The 22022-nt window shown below is 36.5% G+C and carries 22 protein-coding genes and 1 pseudogene; 6 read left to right on the top strand and 17 right to left on the bottom strand.

Annotation, left to right across the window (positions count from 1 at the left end):
• Positions 1 to 246: 246 nt before the first annotated feature.
• A complete protein-coding gene (locus tag EXE09_RS16570) occupies positions 247 to 1833 on the top strand; it encodes an ATP-binding cassette domain-containing protein (protein WP_130117985.1) in 1587 nt (528 codons plus the stop codon).
• Between the two features lie 87 nt (positions 1834 to 1920).
• On the opposite strand, the pseudogene EXE09_RS16575 reads toward EXE09_RS16570, so the two are convergent.
• Together EXE09_RS16575 and EXE09_RS16580 are read right to left on the bottom strand one after the other, a co-directional pair.
• A pseudogene (locus tag EXE09_RS16575) lies at positions 1921 to 2115 on the bottom strand (I78 family peptidase inhibitor); the annotation flags it as partial.
• Positions 2116 to 2362: 247 nt separating this feature from the next.
• The gene (locus EXE09_RS16580) at positions 2363 to 3472 is read right to left on the bottom strand and encodes an S-(hydroxymethyl)glutathione dehydrogenase/class III alcohol dehydrogenase (protein WP_068975967.1); all 1110 of its coding nucleotides are present in this window, start codon (positions 3470 to 3472) and stop codon (positions 2363 to 2365) included.
• A gap of 193 nt (positions 3473 to 3665) precedes the next feature.
• Between EXE09_RS16580 and EXE09_RS16585 the strand changes: the two genes are divergently transcribed.
• Positions 3666 to 5144, top strand: a complete 1479-nt coding sequence (locus tag EXE09_RS16585) for a phospholipase D family protein (RefSeq protein ID WP_130117987.1) — start codon at positions 3666 to 3668, stop codon at positions 5142 to 5144.
• Between the two features lie 38 nt (positions 5145 to 5182).
• Here EXE09_RS16585 and EXE09_RS16590 read toward each other — a convergent pair whose 3' ends face one another.
• Positions 5183 to 5824 (bottom strand): class I SAM-dependent methyltransferase, encoded by a 642-nt coding sequence (locus EXE09_RS16590; RefSeq protein WP_130117988.1) that lies wholly within the window; start codon positions 5822 to 5824, stop codon positions 5183 to 5185.
• 176 nt (positions 5825 to 6000) lie between these two features.
• Between EXE09_RS16590 and EXE09_RS16595 the strand changes: the two genes are divergently transcribed.
• The gene (locus tag EXE09_RS16595) at positions 6001 to 6438 is read left to right on the top strand and encodes a hypothetical protein (protein WP_130117989.1); all 438 of its coding nucleotides are present in this window, start codon (positions 6001 to 6003) and stop codon (positions 6436 to 6438) included.
• 77 nt (positions 6439 to 6515) lie between these two features.
• Here the strand turns inward: EXE09_RS16595 and EXE09_RS16600 are convergent, their stop codons facing one another.
• Positions 6516 to 7904: a PLP-dependent aminotransferase family protein gene (locus tag EXE09_RS16600; RefSeq protein ID WP_130117990.1), complete on the bottom strand. Its 1389-nt coding sequence runs from the start codon at positions 7902 to 7904 to the stop codon at positions 6516 to 6518.
• Between the two features lie 146 nt (positions 7905 to 8050).
• Between EXE09_RS16600 and EXE09_RS16605 the strand changes: the two genes are divergently transcribed.
• On the top strand, positions 8051 to 8914 hold the full coding sequence (locus EXE09_RS16605; RefSeq protein WP_130117991.1) for a DMT family transporter: 864 nt from the start codon (positions 8051 to 8053) through the stop codon (positions 8912 to 8914).
• A 24-nt stretch (positions 8915 to 8938) separates the two neighbouring features.
• Here the strand turns inward: EXE09_RS16605 and EXE09_RS16610 are convergent, their stop codons facing one another.
• From EXE09_RS16610 to EXE09_RS16645, 8 genes are all read right to left on the bottom strand, one after another.
• Positions 8939 to 9529 (bottom strand): uracil-DNA glycosylase family protein, encoded by a 591-nt coding sequence (locus EXE09_RS16610; RefSeq protein WP_130117992.1) that lies wholly within the window; start codon positions 9527 to 9529, stop codon positions 8939 to 8941.
• Between the two features lie 251 nt (positions 9530 to 9780).
• Positions 9781 to 10131, bottom strand: coding sequence for a hypothetical protein (locus tag EXE09_RS16615; protein WP_130117993.1), 351 nt, complete (start codon positions 10129 to 10131; stop codon positions 9781 to 9783).
• A gap of 32 nt (positions 10132 to 10163) precedes the next feature.
• Positions 10164 to 10874 carry an SGNH/GDSL hydrolase family protein gene (locus EXE09_RS16620; protein ID WP_130117994.1) on the bottom strand — a complete coding sequence of 237 codons (711 nt, stop codon included), beginning with the start codon at positions 10872 to 10874 and terminating at the stop codon, positions 10164 to 10166.
• 79 nt (positions 10875 to 10953) lie between these two features.
• Positions 10954 to 11292 (bottom strand): hypothetical protein, encoded by a 339-nt coding sequence (locus tag EXE09_RS16625; protein WP_228256378.1) that lies wholly within the window; start codon positions 11290 to 11292, stop codon positions 10954 to 10956.
• A 30-nt stretch (positions 11293 to 11322) separates the two neighbouring features.
• On the bottom strand, positions 11323 to 12066 hold the full coding sequence (locus EXE09_RS16630) for an SDR family oxidoreductase (protein WP_130117995.1): 744 nt from the start codon (positions 12064 to 12066) through the stop codon (positions 11323 to 11325).
• Positions 12067 to 12116: 50 nt separating this feature from the next.
• A complete protein-coding gene (locus EXE09_RS16635) occupies positions 12117 to 12815 on the bottom strand; it encodes a histidine phosphatase family protein (protein WP_130117996.1) in 699 nt (232 codons plus the stop codon).
• Positions 12812 to 13933, bottom strand: a complete 1122-nt coding sequence (locus tag EXE09_RS16640) for a phosphotransferase family protein (protein WP_130117997.1) — start codon at positions 13931 to 13933, stop codon at positions 12812 to 12814. The genes EXE09_RS16635 and EXE09_RS16640 overlap by 4 nt, the downstream gene beginning before the upstream one ends.
• Before the next feature lie 177 nt (positions 13934 to 14110).
• Positions 14111 to 15349, bottom strand: coding sequence for an acyl-CoA dehydrogenase family protein (locus EXE09_RS16645; protein WP_130117998.1), 1239 nt, complete (start codon positions 15347 to 15349; stop codon positions 14111 to 14113).
• Between the two features lie 128 nt (positions 15350 to 15477).
• On the opposite strand from EXE09_RS16645, the gene EXE09_RS16650 reads away from it, so the two are divergent.
• Positions 15478 to 16395: a LysR family transcriptional regulator gene (locus EXE09_RS16650; protein WP_130117999.1), complete on the top strand. Its 918-nt coding sequence runs from the start codon at positions 15478 to 15480 to the stop codon at positions 16393 to 16395.
• Between the two features lie 127 nt (positions 16396 to 16522).
• Complete coding sequence (locus EXE09_RS16655; protein WP_130118000.1) at positions 16523 to 17284, top strand: DUF805 domain-containing protein; 762 nt, start codon at positions 16523 to 16525, stop codon at positions 17282 to 17284.
• 103 nt (positions 17285 to 17387) lie between these two features.
• Here the strand turns inward: EXE09_RS16655 and EXE09_RS18950 are convergent, their stop codons facing one another.
• The 5 genes from EXE09_RS18950 to EXE09_RS16685 all read right to left on the bottom strand — a co-directional run bounded on the left by EXE09_RS18950 (position 17388) and on the right by EXE09_RS16685 (position 21985).
• Positions 17388 to 17495 (bottom strand): DUF2474 family protein, encoded by a 108-nt coding sequence (locus EXE09_RS18950; RefSeq protein ID WP_111858522.1) that lies wholly within the window; start codon positions 17493 to 17495, stop codon positions 17388 to 17390.
• Between the two features lie 95 nt (positions 17496 to 17590).
• Entirely contained in the window at positions 17591 to 18595 is a 1005-nt protein-coding gene (cydB, locus tag EXE09_RS16665; protein WP_130118001.1) for a cytochrome d ubiquinol oxidase subunit II, read from the bottom strand.
• Complete coding sequence (locus tag EXE09_RS16670; RefSeq protein WP_130118002.1) at positions 18595 to 20052, bottom strand: cytochrome ubiquinol oxidase subunit I; 1458 nt, start codon at positions 20050 to 20052, stop codon at positions 18595 to 18597. Before EXE09_RS16670 ends, cydB begins: the two co-directional genes overlap by 1 nt.
• Before the next feature lie 274 nt (positions 20053 to 20326).
• On the bottom strand, positions 20327 to 20812 hold the full coding sequence (locus EXE09_RS16680) for a DUF2946 family protein (RefSeq protein ID WP_130118004.1): 486 nt from the start codon (positions 20810 to 20812) through the stop codon (positions 20327 to 20329).
• Positions 20813 to 21382: 570 nt separating this feature from the next.
• Positions 21383 to 21985 carry a nitroreductase family protein gene (locus EXE09_RS16685; protein WP_130113883.1) on the bottom strand — a complete coding sequence of 201 codons (603 nt, stop codon included), beginning with the start codon at positions 21983 to 21985 and terminating at the stop codon, positions 21383 to 21385.
• Between the last annotated feature and the right edge of the window lie 37 nt (positions 21986 to 22022).

The raw sequence follows: 22022 nt of genomic DNA on the forward strand, positions 1-22022 counted from the left end.
CGCAATTTTATTGACAAATTGAGTTGATTTTATACAATACTAAATATTCCCTCCTCATATAAAAGAGTAACGCCAATGAAGTAAGTCATTTTCCCATCAAATTATTTGTTCTTTTTTGATGTGTAAAATAGACCACACTTTATGCTTTGCTTACTCATGCTCTACAAAAATATCTTTAAACTTTTGTTATTTACGGCATTCATTTGACTATTTTGCACATCCTGTTTTTTATAAGGATGCGTGTATATGACTCAACAAGCGTGTATCGTTTCAAATCTAAGTTTAGCTTTCCCTACTCAAAGTATGTTTGAACAATTGAATTTTGTGCTGCATGCGGGGAAAACTTCAGCTTTGATCGGTCGTAATGGTTTAGGTAAATCATTACTTTTTAAAATTTTAAATTCTCCATCACAAGCTGAAATTCCCTATTCAGGACAAGTGTCGTGGAATATGCCACATGAATATTTAGCACAAATTCAAAGACTAAATGCAGAAAATATAGCTCAAGCCTTAGAGGTAGATGCTTTATATGATGCGTTTCAACGTATAGAAAATAATACTGCAAACTTTTCAGATTTTGATTTGGTTGAAAATCATTGGGATGCACCACAACAATGGCAACAGATATTGTCCAATGCCAATTTACCGACCGATTTAAAATTTCCGATTCAGCAGCTGAGTGAGGGACAAAAAACCAAACTGGCACTATGTCGTTTATTTTTAAAACAAGATCATTATCTGCTTTTAGATGAACCAAGTAACCATCTAGATACGGAATCAAGGCAATGGCTTATTCAATCTATTCATGCACATAAAGCAGGTGTCTGTGTGATTAGTCATGATCTGAGATTATTGAACGAAGTTGAGTATATTTATGCTTTGAGTGAGTTGGGGTTGCAGCAGATCACTGGAAACTATGAAGTATATGCTGTGCAACATCAGCAACAATTGAATGCTTTAAGTAAATCTGTTGAGCAAGAGAAACGTGATATTCAACACCTGAAACAGCAACAACATGAAAGTTTGATGAAAGCTCAAAAACGACAGCGTAACGGTCGTCAATTACGTGACTCAAATTCTCAAGCAAAAATCTTACTCGATTTTAATAAAGAACAAGCCAGTCAAAGTCTTGGGAAATTAAAAAATCAACAGATGAGACAGCATGAAGATAGCCAAGCTCAACTTTCGGAAAAGCAAAGTCGCTTAGAAAAAATCAAGCCACAAAAGTTTGATTTTCAATTTAAAACGACTAAACATGGTGAAATTTTAAGAATTAATGATTTGAAATTGCCCTACGCTTCGCAACAAAAGATAAAACTTTCGCTTCAAGCGGGTGAAAAAATTCATCTTAAAGGTGCGAATGGGATTGGTAAATCGACTTTGCTCAAACACATTGTTCAGCATGTAAATAATTTTGAAGTTTCACCAGAAATTTACATCTCCGGAAATGTGCTGTATTTGGATCAGAATTTTAGCTTATTGAATGATGAGCTTTCTGTTCTGGAAAATTTAGCGCATTTTAATTCGACTTTACTAGAAGTTGAATGGCGAAATTTACTTGGACAATTACGAATTCGTCGTGAAAAATCATTGCTCAAATTGGCACAACTGAGTGGCGGTGAAAAACTGAAAGTTGCGTTATTAGCAATCAGTCATAGTCAGGAAAATATTGATTTATTGCTGTTGGATGAACCTGAAAATCATTTAGATTTGGAGTCCAAACAACTGTTGGCTCAAGCCATTCAACAATTTCAAGGTGCAATAATTCTAGTTTCACATGATGATTATTTTGTTAAGCAATGTGGAATCAGCAGTGAATATAAAATGCTGTAAAAGCATATAAAAAGATGATTGAATACTTGATTCAATCATCTTTCATTCTCGTGCTATACGTGACGTTCTAAATTCACTACTTTTAAATTAACCACATGAAGCATTGGTAATTTTTTTCGTTGCAGGATCTACAGTAACCGTAACACGTTCAATACGATAGTCCATCGTCATTGGTTGATTTGGCGCTAACTTACGAACAATAGTCGCTTTGGTCAATTGTTTAATTTTAGCTTCTGATAAATCATTTTGGCCAACAAGTTTCGCAGCCTCTGCTGCAACACATTCTGTCAGTTTACTTGGTGTTGAGTTTGTTGGCTCACTTGATGGTACAGATGAACAAGCAGAAACAGCAAAAGCCATACAACCTAAAAGTGCAATATTTTTAATCATAATTTGTATCCCCAAAAATTGTATCAACTACACCATAACAAAAATATTCTGAATCGTAAAATTTATATATAAAATTCATATTCTTGCGATTAAAACCAGTGCAGAAAAACTAAACACTGGCTTTATATCGTTTTAAAAATTAGAAGTGAATCACAGTACGAATAGATTTTCCTTCATGCATTAAATCAAATGCTTCATTGATTTTATCGAGGCTCATGGTATGAGTGACAAATGGCGCAAGTTGAATATCACCTTTCATGGCGTCTTCAACCATACCTGGAAGTTGTGTACGTCCTTTCACGCCACCAAATGCTGTCCCCATCCATTTACGACCAGTAACCAATTGGAATGGGCGAGTTGAAATTTCTTGTCCTGCACCAGCAACACCAATAATCACAGATTGTCCCCAACCACGGTGCGCACATTCAAGTGCTGAACGCATGACATTGGTATTTCCAATACATTCAAATGAATGGTCTACGCCCCAACCTGTCATTTCTACAATGACTTGTTGGATCGGTTGATCATAATCTTTTGGATTTAAGAAATCAGTCGCACCAAATTCTTTGGCAAGTTCGAATTTATCTGGGTTCGTGTCGATGACAATGATGCGTCCTGCCTTTGCTTGGCGAGCGCCTTGAACAACAGCCAAACCAATTCCGCCTAAACCAAATACTGCGACAGAATCACCTTCCTGAACTTTAGCAGTATTGTGAACAGCACCAATACCTGTAGTTACACCACAACCCAATAAACAAACGTGTTCAGGGTTTGCTTCAGGATTAATTTTTGCCAAAGACACTTCTGCAACGACGGTATATTCACTAAATGTTGAACAGCCCATGTAGTGGTAAATCGGTTCACCATTGTATGAAAAACGTGTTGTGCCATCTGGCATTACACCTTTGCCTTGTGTTGCACGTACAGATGTACATAAGTTAGTTTTACCAGATTTACAGAATAAACATTCACCACATTCAGCAGTATATAAAGGAATCACGTGATCGCCAGGTTGAACTGAAGTGACACCCTCACCCACTTCAACCACAATTCCTGCACCTTCGTGTCCAAGTACTGCGGGAAATACACCCTCTGGATCATCACCAGATAAAGTAAAAGCATCCGTATGACATACACCTGTGTGGGTGATTTTTACAAGGACTTCACCTTTTTGAGGTGGAGCGACATCAAGTTCTACAATTTCTAAAGGTTTCCCTGGACCAAATGCAACAGCAGCACGTGATTTCATAGCTCAATATCCTAATGAGTTTGCTTTTTAACAGTTGGACTACATTAACCTTTTTTGCTTTACAGATTCAACCATTAACGAGATGATATGATTTAGTATATTTTAAAGTACTCATTTCAAAAAAATGAATTATTTGAAGCCTACACTCGTAATAATGCTATGCACATTTATCATTTCTGGATGTAGCCTACCTATGAATCAATCAACAGAAGTACAACAAATTGCAGAACATCCAGAACAATGGATCAATGAACCACAAGTAAAAAATATGCTTACTCAAGGGCTAACTGCATATCTTGCTATGAATGATGCCTATCAGAGTATTGCATCTCGTATTCACTTAATTCGTAAAGCTAAACATAACCTCGATTTGCAATACTATATTTGGGCTGATGATTTTATTGGCAATTTAATGCTACATGAATTATTAAAAGCCGCTGATCGCGGTGTTAAAGTAAGATTGCTGATTGATGATCAAAATGGCACAAAAATTGATGATCAACTGGGTGCATTGCTCAGCCACCCCAATATTTCCATCAAACTCTATAATCCTTATAAATATCGAAAATTCCGTGTGATGGATTATTTGCTCCGTATGAATCAAGTTAATCATCGTATGCATAATAAATTGATTATTGCCGATGGTGCGATTGCTGTGACAGGTGGGCGTAATATCAGTAGCGAATATTTTGATGCCAGTGAATCTTTTCAATTTACCGATATGGATATTTTATTTTTTGGTCATGCCGTGCATCGTGCCAATGAGGTTTTTACAGATTTTTGGAACTTTGAACTAAGTTATCCAGTAGAACAATTTATTCCGAAAGGTACAACGCAAGACCTTCTGCGATTACGTGGTCATTTTGAACAATTAGAACAGAAAGACAAAGCGACCGATGCAAAAGTTGATCTTGAGCAGAAAGAACTTGCGAATGAACTGAATCAAAATAAAGTCAGTTGGGCAAAAGCAGAGTTTCTTGCAGATTCACCCAAGAAAAGTTTAGGGCATGCCCAAGGAAGTGAATTGATTTCTCATCAAATTCGAGAACATCTTGGCGATCCTAAAGAAGAAATGGACTTGATTGCTGCTTATTTTGTTCCGACAAAAAACGGGGTGAATTTTATCAATCAATTTCCTAAACAGAATGTAAATGTCAGGATATTAACCAATTCTTTTGTGGCAAATGATGTTGCTTTGGTACATGCTTTTTATCAAAAATATCGTGTGGATCTACTCAAAGGTGGTGCAAAGCTTTATGAGTTTAAGCCTTATATAGAGCGTAAGCGCCGTACTTGGTATGAAGTTGTTACGGGTAATGTGATTCCCAAGAAAGGGAAAAATAAATCGAGCTTACATGCGAAATTTATAGAAATAGATAATAAAGTTTTTATTGGTTCATTTAATCTCGACCCAAGATCTTTCAATATCAATACAGAGGTGGGTTTGGTTGTTGAATCCGACCCATTACAAGAGCAAATTTCACATTTATTAGATCGTACGTTGTTGACTGTTGCTTACGAACTTAAACTTGATCCCCAAGGACAGATCATTTGGCGAGATCATCGTTCAGATGGAAAAGTCGTTGAATATAAAGTTGATCCTGAAACAACAAGGTTCCAGAGATTCATGATGTATAGTGTGTCATATTTACCCATTGAATGGATGATGTAATATGAATGTCATCACATTAAACTTACTCATAAAAATGACTATACATAACATTCAAATAAACATAAGCCTTTAATTTCTTTAACTAAAGCTACATCATTGAATCCCGCATTCTTTAATGCCTGAAAATGTTCATGTTGAGACATATAAAGTTCGTTATTTTTCATCGCGTCTGGTGCAAAGATATGGTCACAAACAAAATAAACAGCTTGCGGTTTCAAAAGTGATTTAACTTCTTGATGAAATTGCGTTGCATAATGCTTATGTCTCAGTTCGTGTAAAGCTTGATGAATAATCACCACATCATATTGAGCTAACTGCGCTCTCCATTCAGCTGTTTTAAAATCACAAAGAATATATTCAGTTCTCTGTAACTCATTGGCTGATAACTTGCTTTTAGAAAGCGCATGCATAGCTTCTGAAAAGTCAGCTGCTGTGTATTGAATGTCACCACACTGAGCCAATAAATGTTTGGCTAAAAATCCAGGTCCTGAACCAATTTCAAGCAGATGGATTGCCCTGTTTTCATTATTCATTTTTTGACTGATTTTTTTAGAAAAATCGACATAATAATCAAAGAATTGATAACGCCATGGTCGTTTTTCATTGACTTCATTTGCCCACACTAAAGCATCTTGCGGATTCTTTAAATCAATCGGACTTGGCACTTCTTTTACATCCATAACTTGATCCTACATTTATTTTCTTCAAGATAAGTTGAATCTAACAATCATTATTCGCTTCCTATTTATACATATTTTGAATCAATAAGGTGAATCGTTTTACTCAACTTTGTAAATGTTTTATTATGCCGTCCTATTCTTTTGCTCCTCTTTTATTTGTTTAAGTTTCTCCCTACATGCAATTTTTTGATTTAAGTAAACAGTTCAATCTTGAAGATATTTTAACGCCTCGTAAAACATTAGATGATTTAAAAGGTCAACACTGGCATCTCAGTAAAGTTCGTGTGGAATATGATTGCTTAACAGATCAAGATATTTTGCAGGGTCAAGCTGTACTCAAATCTGATGAAAACATTCAAATCGAATTGGAATGGCTCATTTTAGATACAGGTCATGAATTACAAGTGTTGTTTAAAGGGATTGAAACGACAGCTTCTGAAGAAACTTTATTGATAATAAAAGGTGTTCAGCTGGTTGATGCAGATAACAATAAAATCAGTACTCAAGCACTCAGTTTATGGATTGATGGCACATTATTACCGCTGATTCCAAATATACGTAAAGAAATTAAATCACGATTAAACCTGTGGGATTATGTCGAATATGATGGATAAATGATTCAATATTAAAGTCATATCATTTAATTACTTTGAAACCACAGACTGAATTTGTGATGTTGAATGACTAAGTTTTAAACGCTCAGTTTCAATTGATGTATTGCCTGTTCGAGTACATCAAAAACTTTTTTATCAATACATTGTGCGACATTAAAACGCATAAATTCTCCTGCGTTTTCAGCTTGGCTAAATGAATTTCCTGGTGCCAAAATTACATCGCTTTTAAGACATAATTTGGATAACTCGGCTGCTTGAATTCCTATCGGCAATTTACACCATAAAAAAATTCCAGCAGTCGGAACATTTAATGGATGAATATCTAAAAGAGCGAGTTTTTGAATCGTATCATTCATTGCTTTATTAAGTTGTTTTTTGAGCCAGTCTAAATGCTTTGGATAACTTCCATCAATCAAGGCTTGATAAACAATCTCTGCATTCAAATGACTATTGCTAAAATTCGTTGCAATTCTCAAATCAATGAGTTGGTCAATCAGTTTTGACGCGGCAATGATATAACCACAGCGGACGGCTGCTGAAAGTGTTTTGGTAAAACTACCAATTTGAATGACATGCTTGAAACCCGCTAAAGCCGCATAACGTGGCGCTGGTGTGTATTCAAAATCTGAAAAAATTTCATCTTCGACAATTAGTATATTGGCTTGTTCAACCAATTTTGAAATTTGATAAACCGTTTGTAATGAAATCGAAGTGCCTGTTGGATTATGAATCCCTGAATTCGTTAAATAAATTTTAGGTTTAAGTGTTAAAGCTTGTTCAAACTTTTCAACATCTGGACCATTAGCAGTAAATGGAATTGGCACAGCTTTTAAATGATGCGCTTGGATTAACGCTCTAAAGTTAAAATAACAAGGATCATCAATCAGAATTACATCACCTGCTTGTAGTAAGTGCCTAAAAATAAGGTCTATCGATTGTGTCGCAGAATCCGTAATAAAAATTTGGTTCAATTGAGTTTTTAAATCAAGTGCCTCTTTTTTCCTAGCGATCAATTGACGTAATTCTAAATGCCCATGCGGTGTTGCATAGTCTGTTAAGAGTATATTTTCAGACTTCGCAACTTGTTTTAATGCTTTACGAATAGATTGCTCAGGCATCCAATTACTGGGTAACCAACCACATCCAGGTTTAAGTACATCTGACTTTGCATCTAAAGATTGTCTTGAAATCCATAAAGGATCTACTTCACGTTGATACTGCACTTCTGTTTCGACAATGGTAAAGGTCTCTGTTTTACCCAATACATAGTAGCCAGAGCCTAAACGAGATTCTAAAACACCTTCCGCAACTAAGCGTGCATAAGCTTCAACCACGGTCGAAACTGAGCAGTTTAAACGTATCGCAAATTGGCGTACTGAGGGTAAGCGTGAACCCACGATTAAACTTTTATTGGCAATTTGATCATGAATTATTTGCATGGTCTGATCTATTTTTGTTTTTGCCATGACATGCCTATCCAATAAAATTTGTCTAAAACCTAAATTGTACTGCTTTACAATACATAACAGTTATTTAAAACTGTATTGTAGTGTATCTATTCATTTATTTGCCAGTGCAGTTAAATCATTTTAACTCTACTGAGTAGTAAAAAATGAATAAGACAAATATTGGCTGGATCAATGGTTTTATTGGCGTAACCATTTTTGCAGGTTCACTGCCTGCGACACGTATCGCCGTGATGGGTTTTAGCCCAGAATTTCTAACCACTGCGCGTGCAGCAATCGCAGGTGTGATTGCATTAATCTGTTTATATGCTTTTAAACAAACCAAGCCGAATTGGCTTCAATTCAAATCATTGATTATTGTTGCTTTTGGTGTAGTCATCGGCTTTCCGCTATTTACAGCACTGGCTCTACAAACGGTGACTTCAGCACATGCAATTGTATTTGTGGGTTTATTACCACTATCTACAGCAATATTTGCAGTGTTGCGTGGCGGTGAAAAACCATCTTTACCCTTTTGGTTGTTTGCTTTGATTGGTAGCACGATTGTTGTCGCTTACATGTTTTATGAAAATCAGCATCTAAAATTGAGTTCAGGTGATTTATATATGTTTGTTGCAATTATCACTTGTGGTTTGGGTTATGCGGAAGGTGGAAAACTCTCAAGAGAACTCGGCGGTTGGCAAGTGATTTGTTGGGCTTTGGTTATCGCTTTACCCTTGATGCTCATTATGAGTGTTTATTATTTTCCTGAAAATTTTGACCATATTCATCTCGCTGAAATTGCTGGGCTTATTTACGTATCACTTTTTAGCATGCTCATTGGTTTTGTTTTTTGGTACAAAGGTTTAGCACTTGGTGGTATTGCGCAAGTCGGTCAAATCCAATTGGTTCAGCCCTTTATTGGTTTAATGTTATCCGCACTTTTATTGGGTGAAAAAATTAGTCTAGCGATGATTGTTGTATGTTTTGCAGTGGTTGTATGTGTCACTATTGCAAAAAAATATGCTTAATCTAAATTACCAATTTTAACTTACTTAAAGTAAGCCTATTTCTTTAAATAAGCTATTATAAGCTTCGGCTTTTTTATCTAAAGCCAGTGGATAAGCACGTGATGATGATGGCATACGAAATAAAGTCACCGCACGATCATCAAATACTGTTTGTACTGAATGCCCGATTTGTGGTTTTTCAGTTCCATCTGGCATTGAAAGTATTAAAGTATCTGTCGCTTTATCCCCCGTAGTCATGATGCTATGGCATTCAGGCATTTGATCTAAAAGTAATTTTAGATTTGTCGGTGTTTCAATCTGTAGAAATTTATCGGATGCATTTCCTTTTAAACGGATCACTTGATACGCCGTGTCAAAAATTGCAATGCCCTTTTGATTTAAAAAATCTCGAATCAATTGTTCTTTAAAATTTTTATTAGGCAGATCTAAAAAATAATCTTTATCATTAAAAAAGATTAAACCAAAAATTCGCCACATGTCATTCTGGTAATTTGGATAATAAAAATCCATTTTCCAACGTGTTTTAGGTGGCGGAAAACTTCCAAGCATCAACAGTTTGGCATTCTGAGGTAGGAATGGTTGTAATGGGTGGGTTTCGATAACTTGATCTGACATTATTGACTTGTCATAGACTTTTAAATAATTAGTTTAAAGCCTATCCGTCAAAACTGCACAATTATTTTAAATATAATTCTATTATTTTATTATGATAGATATTTAGCATTTTTTTTCGGCTCTAATCTTCTATTAAAATATATTTATGCACATATTTTGTACATTTAGACTTTTAATTACAATAAGTTGTCGTGACATCTTAGATCACTTAAAATAAAGTGATGTTTTTAATTTTACTAAAGATTAAGCTTTTATTTTTTAATAATTTTTCTAAACCGTCTACTATAATTCAGTTTAAAAAGTAGATATAAATCATCCAATTTTTTCATTTGAAAAATAAATGACAACGCATCTTCAAGTTGATCAAACTCTTTACGGATTGCGTGTATATATAAATCGGTCGCATCCTCATAAACATCTCGATATTCATCATAACTTACGATAATTTTTCTTTGATTTGTCCTCATATTGGTTGAGCGTATGATTAGTATTTCATTCGTATAGTGTTGAGCATCCTGCACATAATATTCTGATAGCACAACATTTTGTTGACTATTCCAAATATCAATAATCAGTTGTGTAATGATGCTAAGATGATTCATTTATGCCTTCTGCCTAACCTTGAAATCACACATCAAAATAGAAGCTTAATTTTTTTCACCAATTCACTCGCCCAAAGCTGATAAATCTCTTTACTTGGATGAAAACCATCCTCCGCCATTTCTAAATTCAATGCTTTAAAATGGGCTAAATCAAATTGAATCAACTGATAATTAGATTTACTTTTTACAAACTGCGCTAATTTTTGATTCATTTCACTCGAATATTGTCCAAACAGCCATCCAAGCGGATTGGGTAATGCTGGAAATAGATTCATTGGTGGTACACCCGTGACCAATACTAATTTGGGTGTAAATTTATTCTCAATTTCTTTATAGAAGTTTTGTTGTTGTTGAATCCATTTTTTCGGTGAGCTTAATTTGGTCACATCATTAACACCAACAGAAGTAATCACTACATCAAAATTATGACTTTCAAGTAACTGAGTTCTTTCTAAAACTTGTAACGTGGTATCGCCTGTTTTTGCTTCCAGTTGATAACTGATTTCAAAATCTTGTTTTAATTCATCTAAAACAGCACCCAATAATGCATCTGATTGTGTTTCTACACCGACACCCGCCGCAGCGGAATCACCTAAAATCAAAATAGATAATGGTTTTCCTTGACCAACTTTTCCATAACGAATACCTATTGCTTCTGGTAAACGAAGCGTATTCTTTTTTACATGATAGCCTTGAATCAATAATGCAGGGATTAAAGCAACAGTAGAAATTTTTAAAAACATTGAATACCATTCAAAAGAATATTTACCAGTATAAGCATATCGAAAAATGTTACTGACTAAAATCTATTAAAAAGGATGTTTATCCCAAATTTAAAAAATTCAAGGCGAAAGCAAATATAAATGTCCCAATAAATTCAAAAATTAATATTGAATTTTTCTTACCCTTTGAGATCAAATGTGCATTATAAGATCCGATTAAAATAACACCGATATACATCACTTTTTGGGTTTCGGAAAGTTGTAAAAGGCACAGTTGAATTTCACAGGATTTATCAAAGAAAAATAAATAACTCACTCGCGCAATGATGACCAAAACACTACTGACAATAAAACCTAAAATTGCGTACATATCATCAAGCCTTTTATTTTGATTATTCTTTTTATCGAGTGATAAAACACATTTTGTTTTATCACCCATCACATTTCTTTAGATCAATTAGCTCGTTACTTAGCCCAATTTATTGACAATTTTCAATGGCAATACTTTCATTGCAAGACCTAATGGCAACCAAGGCCATTGTGGAACATAAGCTTTAACAGGTTGTTTTTCAATAGCTTTAACCAATAAATGTGAACCTGTTTCAACATCAACTTCGAAAGGTAATTTTTTAGCACCTTCATTGATTTCAGTACGAATATAACCAGGATAAATTGTTGAAACTTTAATTTTAGTATCAATCAATTCTGCACGGATGCCTTCAGCCAATGCTGCAACACCTGCTTTACTTGCACCATACGCCGTTAAGTGTTTTGGCATACCACGAATGGCACTCATGGATGAAATCACCACGAGATGACCAAACTTTTGTTCACGGAATATTTCGACAGCCGCTTCGCATTGTGCCAAAGCAGAAATAAAATTGGTTTCTACAGTTGCACGGTTAATTTCAAATTTACCATTCCCAATACGACGTCCATCACCTACGCCTGCATTGACAATAATTCGATCAATCGAGCCAAAATCTTGTTTAAATTCACGAAAGACTTGAAATACTTGTTCGTAATTGGTCACGTCCAAAGTTTTTGCAATAACTATTACGCCGTATTTTGATTCAAGTTCTTGTTTTAATGTTTCAAGACGCTCTAAACGACGTGCGCAAATCGCCAAGTTATAGCCTTTTTGTGCAAATTCACGCGCCATTCCTGCACCAATCCCTGAACTTGCACCTGTAATTAAAATCGTTTTTGCCATGACAATACCTTTAATCCTTTGAATTTCTCGCTTGTTTTTCTCTCTTTAACTTAAATCCAAGTCAATAATTGTGGATCTTCAGCTTTGATAAAATGATGTTCATTTAAACTGAGCAATTGCGGTTCATTTCCCACCAAACGCAATGTCGTTAAACTGGTATTTGCGATCGCCCAATTTAAAGCAAAAGTTTTATTTGGACTCAGTTCTAAAAGCTTACCTGCAACCACAGAAATGACACCTCCAGAAGTAAATACAACGGCATAACGTGGCTTATTTTTTGCCAATTCATCACAGAGATTTTGTAACGCCGTTTCAACACGATTTTTAAAATCTGGCCAAGCTTCATCATATTCATGATGAAATTCTCCACCTGTCCAGCGTTCAATCGCCCCTTCAAAAATTTTAGCGAGATATGCACGTGGACTGCTTTCTTTAGCCACTTCCTGTTTAAGCAAGTGCGGTTCATTAAAACGTGGATCATACTGTGCAAAAACTTGCTGATGATTAAACTCATTCCATGCACTATCGGTCACGATTTTCGCTTCAGGAAAACATTCCGCTAAAGCAAAATTGGCCGTTTGCTGATGTCGTTGCATTGAACCAGCAATGACATAAGGTTCTTCTTTCAAAATCTTATCGAAATATTGACCGAGTATTTTGGCTTGCAATTCGCCATTGGGAGAAAGTTTGTCATAACTTTCTGCACCAAAAGATGCCTGCCCATGACGAACCAGATAGATCGTGGTCATTTTCCTAATATTTCCTTAAATTTTTCAATATATTTATATGCAACTTCATTGGCTTCAATTTTTTGCATACCAATCAATTTCAAAGCACGAATATGTAAGGCATGTATCACAATCCAAAAATCCTTAAATGCAGGATTATCGGTTTGTTTATGATAATAACGATAGTAAATTTGTTGTGCGATCACTGCCAAACGGAAAATTCCAAATACTTCGTAGAATGTCCAGTTCTCAGGTTTTAAGCCCATTTTTTCTAGATAATAATCAACCACTTCTTTACGCGTAAACATCCCTTTTAAGTTGGTCGGTTGACGACGTGTTGCCTTGAAAATTTGATTATCTGTATCTTCAACCCAATACGCCAAAGCAGAACCTAAATCCATCAATGGATCACCGATCGTTGCCATTTCCCAATCCAATACGCCAATCACTTGAGTTGGATTGTTTGGATCAAGAATCACATTATCAAAACGCCAGTCATTATGAATTACGCAACTGGTCGAATCAGCAGGAATATTTTCACTCAACCATTTACGAACATATTTAAAACTTGGCACATTGATAGTATGGGCTTTCTCGTAACGACTATCCCAGCCTTCAACTTGGCGACGGCAATAACCATCCCCTTTTCCGAGTTGTTCTAACTTAGTCCCTTGATACGGAACTTGATGTAATTCAATTAGTTTATCTAAAACATTGATACACAATTCACGGACTTGTTCTTCATTAAAATTCAATTCAGCAGGTAGCTTGGCACGAGGAATAATGCCTTCAATGCGCTTCATCACATAGAAATCGCAGCCAATAACAGATTCGTCTTGGCATAATGCAACCATTTCAGGAAGTACAGGATAATATGGTGCAAGCCAATTTTGTACATTAAATTCACGCGCCATGTCATGTGCGGATTTGGCTTTGGTGCCTTTCGGTGGGCGACGTAAAATTAAATCTGCATTGTCATACTTTAAGCGATAAGTCCAATTTGAAGCACCACCAGAATATTGAGTGACTTCGACATTCCCCGAAATTTCTGAACCATTTTCAATGAGCCAATTCCCTACTGCACGAATATCCAGTTCCTCACCTTCACGTACATTTCCACCAACATCAATCACCGACATGTTTTTTCCCTGAATTAATTCTCTGACATTTCAAACGTGCATGAGATATGTCTGAAATGTCATCTTTTTAAAGCCCTTAGTTGCAAAATATATACTTTTAAAAAGATCACTCTATTTATATAACATCTTGAATCAAATAAGGACTTTATTCACTAAAATTCACAAACTTTAATAAGCTTATTTTTTACGTGACCCATAACCACGTTTTTTAAGTTCAAGTTTTGCAATCATGCCTTTATGAACTTCATCAGGCCCATCGGCTAAACGTAGCGAACGTGCTTGTGCAAAGAAACCTGTCAATGGTGTATCGCGTGAAACGCCCATACCACCATGCAGTTGAATTGCCATATCAACCACTTTTTCAAGTACAGATGGTGCAACCACTTTAATCGCTGAAATTTCTGTCAGTGCTGCCATATTTCCTTGCGTATCCATTTTATACGCCGCGTATAAGGTCAATAAACGTGCTTGATCGATTGCAACGCGTGCTTCAGCAACACGTTCTAAGTTTCCACCGAGTTTTAAAATTTCTTTACCAAACGCAGTTCGGCTCATGCCACGATCGATCATTAACTCTAGTGATTTTTCAGCAGCACCAATGCAACGCATACAATGGTGAATACGCCCAGGCCCTAAACGACCTTGTGCTATTTCAAAACCTTGCCCTGCACCGCCAATAAAATTCGCTACAGGGACACGTACATTATCAAAGCTAATTTCACCGTGACCATGTGGTGCATCATAATCACCAAACACAGGCAGCATCCGTTCAATCGTCACGCCAACAGCATCTACAGGAACTAGAACCATCGAATGCTGATGATGACGGTCTTTGGTTTCATCTGGGGTATGCGCCATAAAAATAATGATTTTTGCATTTGGATCGCCTAAACCTGAAGACCACCATTTACGACCATTGAGAACAATTTCATCACCATCGACCACAGCGGTGGCTTGCATATTGGTGGCATCGGATGAGGCAACCGCAGGTTCAGTCATACAAAATACTGAGCGAATTTTTCCTGCTAATAAGGGTTTCAACCATTGTTCTTTTTGGGCTTCTGAACCATAGCGCCACAAAACTTCCATATTGCCACTGTCAGGTGCATTGCAGTTAAATACGGTTGGTGCAATCAAACTGCGTCCTGAAAGTTCTGCGATATGGGCATATTCCTGTACAGATAAGCCAGCCCCCAATACTGGATCTGGCAGGAACATGTTCCAAAGCCCAGCGTCTTTCGCTTTATTTTTTAATACTTCAAGTTGTGCAGGCCATTGCCATTTGGTCCAATCACCACCTTGATTCAAATGATGTACTTCATTCCAAAATTCTGTTTCTACGGGCTCAATTTCATTTTTAATAAAAGCTTTTGTGCGTTCTACAAAATCCTGTGCGCGTGCTGAAAGTTCAAACATCCTGCTCTTCCTGTCAAATGATTGAAAAAATAAATTAAAAAAATAATCTGTTTTCATAAATATTGATGCTTTACTTACATTAGCTGAAAAACTAATATGAACAAAATGATTTAATTCAATATATCACTATGAATAGTATTCATAATAAATCTCATCTCGATATGGCAATTTTTCACCATATTGACATTAATTTATATCCACTTTTTATTACGATTTATGAGCAAAAAAGCATTTCTAAAGCGGCTCAAATTTTGTGCATTACCCAATCAGCAGCCAGTCATGCTTTGCAACGACTTAGACAACATTTAAAAGATGATTTGTTTGTACGTGCTGGCAGTAAAATGTTGCCTACACCGTTTGCAGAGCAAATTTATCAACCTGTGCAAAATGCACTCTTGGCTTTTCAAAGTATTTCTAAGCAAAAACAGATGTTTGACCCAAGCATGGTACAGACTTTAAAAATTGCCGTACATGATGAAATTGAACCGATTATATTTCCTAAGCTAATCCAACATTTTCAAAAGCTTAATTTAGGGATTCATTTTCAAAGTTGTAAATTAGATCGTAAAAATGTTGTTGCTGATTTAGCATCGCAACAAATAGATTTTGTTATTGATCTTGAACAAAATTATGGTGAGAAGATTCTCTATCAAAACTTAGAGCAAGACAAGTTTGTCATCTGTACCCAACAAAGTGAAATGAATAGCGAATTGTATTTTTCAGCACCACATATTGGTGTTTCATCACGGCGCACTGGGGTTCTCTTAGAGGATATGTATTTGAATAAAAAACAATATGTTCGAGAGATTTTTATGCGCTGTCAGCATTATTCAACTGCACTACAAGTCCTTGCGCAATCTCCTGAGGTGATGCTCACCATTCCTAGACAAATATTGTCTCATTTGAACATTGCCGAGAATATTCATATTTTTGAACATCCTATTGAATTGCCAATGCTAAATATGGGAATTTATTGGCATCGAGATTTAAAAGAAAATTCGAGACATGCTTATTTGAGAAACCAAATTTTAAAAATATTTGCTTAGGCTATTTTAAAACTTTATTTATTGTTCAACAATCTACGCTGTTTTTGATTGTTTATCGGCTCTTTTTTGCATAGTATGTGCACGATAATTTTAACATTCTTTATAAAAACAAAGTTCAGGAACTATCATGAACCCTCTAGAAACACAAACTACAGCAGCTTTAACAAATCCATCATCTTATTCACAAGATAAAGATAATCCATTTTCACCCAAGGGGCGTTTTAGTCGACTGTCTTATCTTGCGTGGATGTTTATCGTCGGAATGCTTTATACATGTACCCTCTTCATCGTCGCTGGTATCGCTAGTGTTGCTTTTTTGAAGTCTGGTGCATTTACCTTTGAAATATTATTTCAATCTAGCTTAGGCTATTTTGTTATATTTCTCTTTTCCGCAGTTATCCTTGCTTTCACCTTTATTTCTATTTGTATTTCAATCCGTCGTATCCATGATTTAGACAAAAGTGGTTGGTTATGGCTATTGTTCTTAATTCCTTTGATCAATGTTATTTTTGGAATCTATATCATGTGTGCCAAAGGTACAGATGGGGACAATAAATACGGACCACAACGTGCTACAGAACAAACTGAAAAACTGCTTGGCACTCTCTACGCTGTTTTCCTCGCTATTTTCATCGTTGCTTATGGATCAATCGCAGTATGGATGCTATCTATGCAAAATAGTCTAAATCAACAGATGAATACGATAGAAATGGCTGAGCAAGATGATTCTAATCTAGCACAACAGCTTGAAAATATGGAACAAGAAATAGAACATTCCTCTGATGAAATTGAACAGCAAGCAGAAGTAATTGAAGAAAGTAGTGAAGCGGCAAATGCTGCAGCAGAGGCTACCGAAAGTCAAATTGTTCAAGAAGCCAATCAAAGATAAAAAAGATATTCATCTACCCTTTTCATTAAGTTTATACTTCATCGTGAGTCATTCAAAAAATGAGGAACCCAGTTCCTCATTTTTTGAACATTGTAATGTTTAATCAATATGCCAATTGAATTAGCATCCTAAAAAATCCTGCGATCACAGCAAGTGTTAGAAAACCACCTAGCCATAAAATGATAAACCATTGAGTTTGAGATAATTTCAATGTCGTCACCTCTATTTCTATGTTCAATATGCCAATGAAGTATCTAAATTGCTTAGGCTATTTACACCGCCTAAGCAAACCGATTGGCTTAAAACTTAATGATAACCCTCGTCACCCACACGGACTTTGTCACGGAATACCCAATATGACAGCCCTGTATAAATCAAAATGATTGGAATCAAAATCAATGCACCAATTAAAGCAAATAATTGACTGCTTTGTGGTGCTGCTGCATCCCAAATCGTAATTGATGGCGGAATGATATATGGCCATAGACTGATCATAAAGCCTGTATAAGCAAGGAAAACCAAAGCCAAAGTATAGATAAATGGGCTCAATTCAGCGCGATTCTTACATGCACGTAGCACGAGCCATGTAAATATCACCACCAAAATTGGTACAGGGCTAAAATACATCAACTGCGGTTGGCTGAACCAACGTGCCGCAATTTCAGAATGCGCCATCGGTGTATAGATACTCACTGCGCCAAAGATCACAAATAAAGCAATAATCATTTTCGGCATGAGTTGGTACATACGATCTTGCAAGTCATGATCCGTTTTAAAGATCAACCAACCGCATCCCAAAGCGGCATAAAGTACCACCACCCCAACCCCTGTAAATACAGTAAATGGAGTCAGCCAATCTAGCCCCCCACCCGCATACATGTGATTTTCAACTTTAATGCCTTGGATATATGCACCCAAGATCATGCCTTGGAAAAAACTCGCAAGAATAGAACCACCAATAAAGGCTTTATCCCACAAATGCTTAGTACGATTGGCTTTAAAGCGGAATTCAAAAGCCACGCCACGGAAGATTAAAGCGATGACCATGAAAATAATCGGTAAATATAAAGCGGATAATACAGTGGCATAGACCATCGGGAATGCCGCATATAAAGCAGCGCCACCAAGTACCATCCACGTTTCATTCCCATCCCACACAGGTGCGACAGTATTCATCATTACATCGCGTTCATGTTGATCTTTGAAGAATGGAAATAAAATCCCGATTCCCAAATCAAAACCATCCAACACCACGTAGATAAATACGCCAATGGCAATAATAACAATCCAAATCAGAGATAAATCAATCATTATTTACGCTCCTGTTCATTGCTATTTTGAGTATTCGCATCAATATCTAGGCTTTCTTCCACTGTACTGAGTGGGCGTTTAGAAGCAAGAATCACCGCTTCTTCGCTATGGACTATGCCCTCAGGGCTTGCATGGATAAACTCAGGACCTTTATGCATCAGTTTCAGCATGTAATAAATCCCGATCCCGAATACCACGCAGTACACCACCACGAAAATAATCAAAGTCAAACCAACTTGTTCAGCAGATACAGGCGACAAGGCATCTTTCGTGCGCATTACGCCATAAACCACCCACGGCTGACGACCGACTTCAGTGGTAAACCATCCTGCAAGTAAGGCAATGAAACCTGATGGTCCCATCACAAAGGCAAAACGATGTAACCATTTATTTTCATACAGCTTGCCACCTTTGCGTAATACCAATGCAAATAGTGCCAAGAGAATCATCAATACGCCTAAGCCGACCATGATGCGGAAGCTCCAAAACACCACCAATGAGTTTGGACGGTCTTCTTTGGCAAATTCTTTTAAGCCTTTCACCTCTCCATCCATACTATGGGTCATGATCAAACTGCCCAAGTTTGGAATACCAATTGCATATTTCGTTTCTTCTGCCTCCATATCAGGAATACCGAATAAATATAACGGCATACCTTCGCCTTTATTGGTTTCCCAATGCCCTTCAATGGCAGCCAATTTAGCAGGTTGATGTTTCAAAGTATTCAAACCGTGATTATCACCAATCACCACTTGTAATGGTGCAAGGATGAGAATCATCCACATTGCCATGGAAAATGACTTTTTCACCAAAGCATCACGGCGACCCTTGAGCAAATGCCATCCTGCTGTTGATGCAACTAAAAGTGCTGAAACAAGGAATGCCGCTGCCGCCATGTGGGCTAAACGATATGGAAATGATGGGTTGAATACGATTGCAAACCAATCTTGCGGCACGATGATGCCATTTTCAATGCTAAAGCCTTGCGGTGTTTGCATCCAACTGTTGGAGGATAAAATCCAAAACATCGAAATACAGGTTCCGACTGCTACCATCGCTGTGGCAAAGAAATGCGCTCGAGGCCCTACACGCCCCCAACCAAACAGCATGATACCGAGGAAGCCTGCCTCTAAGAAAAAGGCACTGAGTACTTCATAAGTCAGCAATGGACCTGTCACAGAACCGGCTACACGGGAAAACTCACTCCAATTGGTACCGAACTGATAACTCATCACTACGCCGGATACCACGCCCATACCAAAAGCCACGGCGAAAATTTTGACCCAAAACTTAAATAAGTCTTGATATACAGGGTCTTTGGTTTTTAGCCAACGCCATTCCAACACTGCAAGAAAGCTCGCTAAACCAATGGAAATTGCGGGGAAAATAATATGAAAAGACACAGTGAAAGCAAACTGAATGCGTGCCAACTCTAAAGCAGTAAAACCTAAACTCATGGCATCACCTTTTTCATCAAGAAAAGTTGAATTTTGTTTTCAGACATGAACAAATTTTTCTGTATTTGTTCAGTATATCTCTGCAGGGTTAATAAGGTCTGTTGCTTTAATTTTGCAGTTTTTTTAAACAATTCTAAAAAAAGCATGCAAAGGTCTTTTCCTTCGAATTTAAGGAAATTTTGATTGAACATAATCTGTCTCTACAAACGAATTCGTAATCTAACCAAACACGTTAAAGCACTAAATCTTTAAATATGCTGGGCCAAGGAATGTGTTATGCAAAGACCATAGGCGGGGCTCGCCCTTGAGGAATGAGGAATAAACGCTGTAATAGAAAATAGACATGTTGAAAGGCTTCAACAAATGCCATTAACTTGACTTGAATACGAACCAGAATCTCTTGTACACCAACTTCAGGTGGCATCACTAAGTTGCCATAGACCACACAATATTGGCATTGATGGTTCATATCATGATGATTGTGCCCTGTTGTAGAGCGTTGTTCATCTTGATCCGCATGTAAATAGTGATGAATAAAACTGCTTTCAGGCTGTTTTGAAAAATCTTGTAAATGATGATGAGAGAAGTCTTGAGATTCTGAGTGTAAATTATACGAATGAGACGGACGCAATAAAGACTGAGTAATGTCTTCACAGACCGGAGCAATTTGATATTGCTCTGGTAATAACGGTTGTAAGAATACCGCAAGCTGTAAAAATACTGTTGCAAAAGCCAGCAACAGACCACTACGTCTTAGCACATGCATTGCTCATATTGGGAGAGAGATAAAAAGTTTTTGCTTTGGTTACTATAGAAATATTTAACAAGATTAAATAATCAATAGCATAAAAACCAAGCGTATTACTCGACTTTTCAATCTTTACTATAGTCTATTTAAAATTTAATTCAAAGCATCTTTAGCATTTTTTTAGCAATACTTTTCTTTTTTATTCATTAAGGAATTTTCTTACTTAAGCTAAATAAAATCACCACACGAGAAGATTACGAGTTAAATGATGATGGACTTTGCTCAATTATCTGTTGAATGAAGTCTGTTAAATACTCAAGCATTTGTTGTACATAGCGTCCAATCGCATAAATTGCATGAGATTTATTTATCAAATCTAAAAGATCATTCGATTTTTTTGAAAAACCCTTGATATATCCTCGGGAAAAACCGATACATTAGAAAATATTACATAGATATTCTAATCAATACTTTTTAAATTAAATGATCAGAACCTAAGGTGTTAAAACAAAAAAAGTAGATACGAATATCTACTTTTTTTATAAACTTTTTTGAGATTATGATTTAATTCTTTTGAATAAATTATTTAAACACACGGAAACGTTGCGCACGATCCATATATTCTTTTTCACCAGCTGATGCTTCGATTGAACCAAAGACCAATTGTGCACGAAGTTTCCAGTTTGCAGGTAGATTCCACTGTGCAGCAACTTTTTCATCAACGAGCGGATTGTAATGTTGCAATGACGCGCCAATGCCTTGCTCTGCTAATGCCGTCCACACTGCAAATTGTGCAATCCCTGTAGACTGCTCTGACCAAATAGGAAAATTGTCTGCATAACCTGGGAATTGATCCTGCAAGGTTTTCACCACATCTTGATCTTCAAAGAACAACGCTGTTCCAAATCCTGCTGCAAAACTATCAATTTTAGCATTAGTCGCTGCAGCAGCTTCTTCATTCGGTGCAAATGGTTTAAGCACTTCTTTAACAATATCCCAATATTTTTGATGCTCTTGATTAAACAAAATCACCACACGTGAAGTTTGTGAGTTAAAAGCTGAAGGACTATTGGCAACTGTGGTTTGAATGAGTTCAGCGACTTCGTCTGCGCTAAACTTTACATTTTTACCAATGGCATAAATAGAACGACGATTTTTAATTAAATCATTAAAATCTTTTGACATTTTAACTCCACTTTTAAATATGTGACTGATATAACTT

This window comes from Acinetobacter sp. WCHAc060025 (assembly GCF_004209355.1).
Taxonomy (GTDB): domain Bacteria; phylum Pseudomonadota; class Gammaproteobacteria; order Pseudomonadales; family Moraxellaceae; genus Acinetobacter; species Acinetobacter wuhouensis.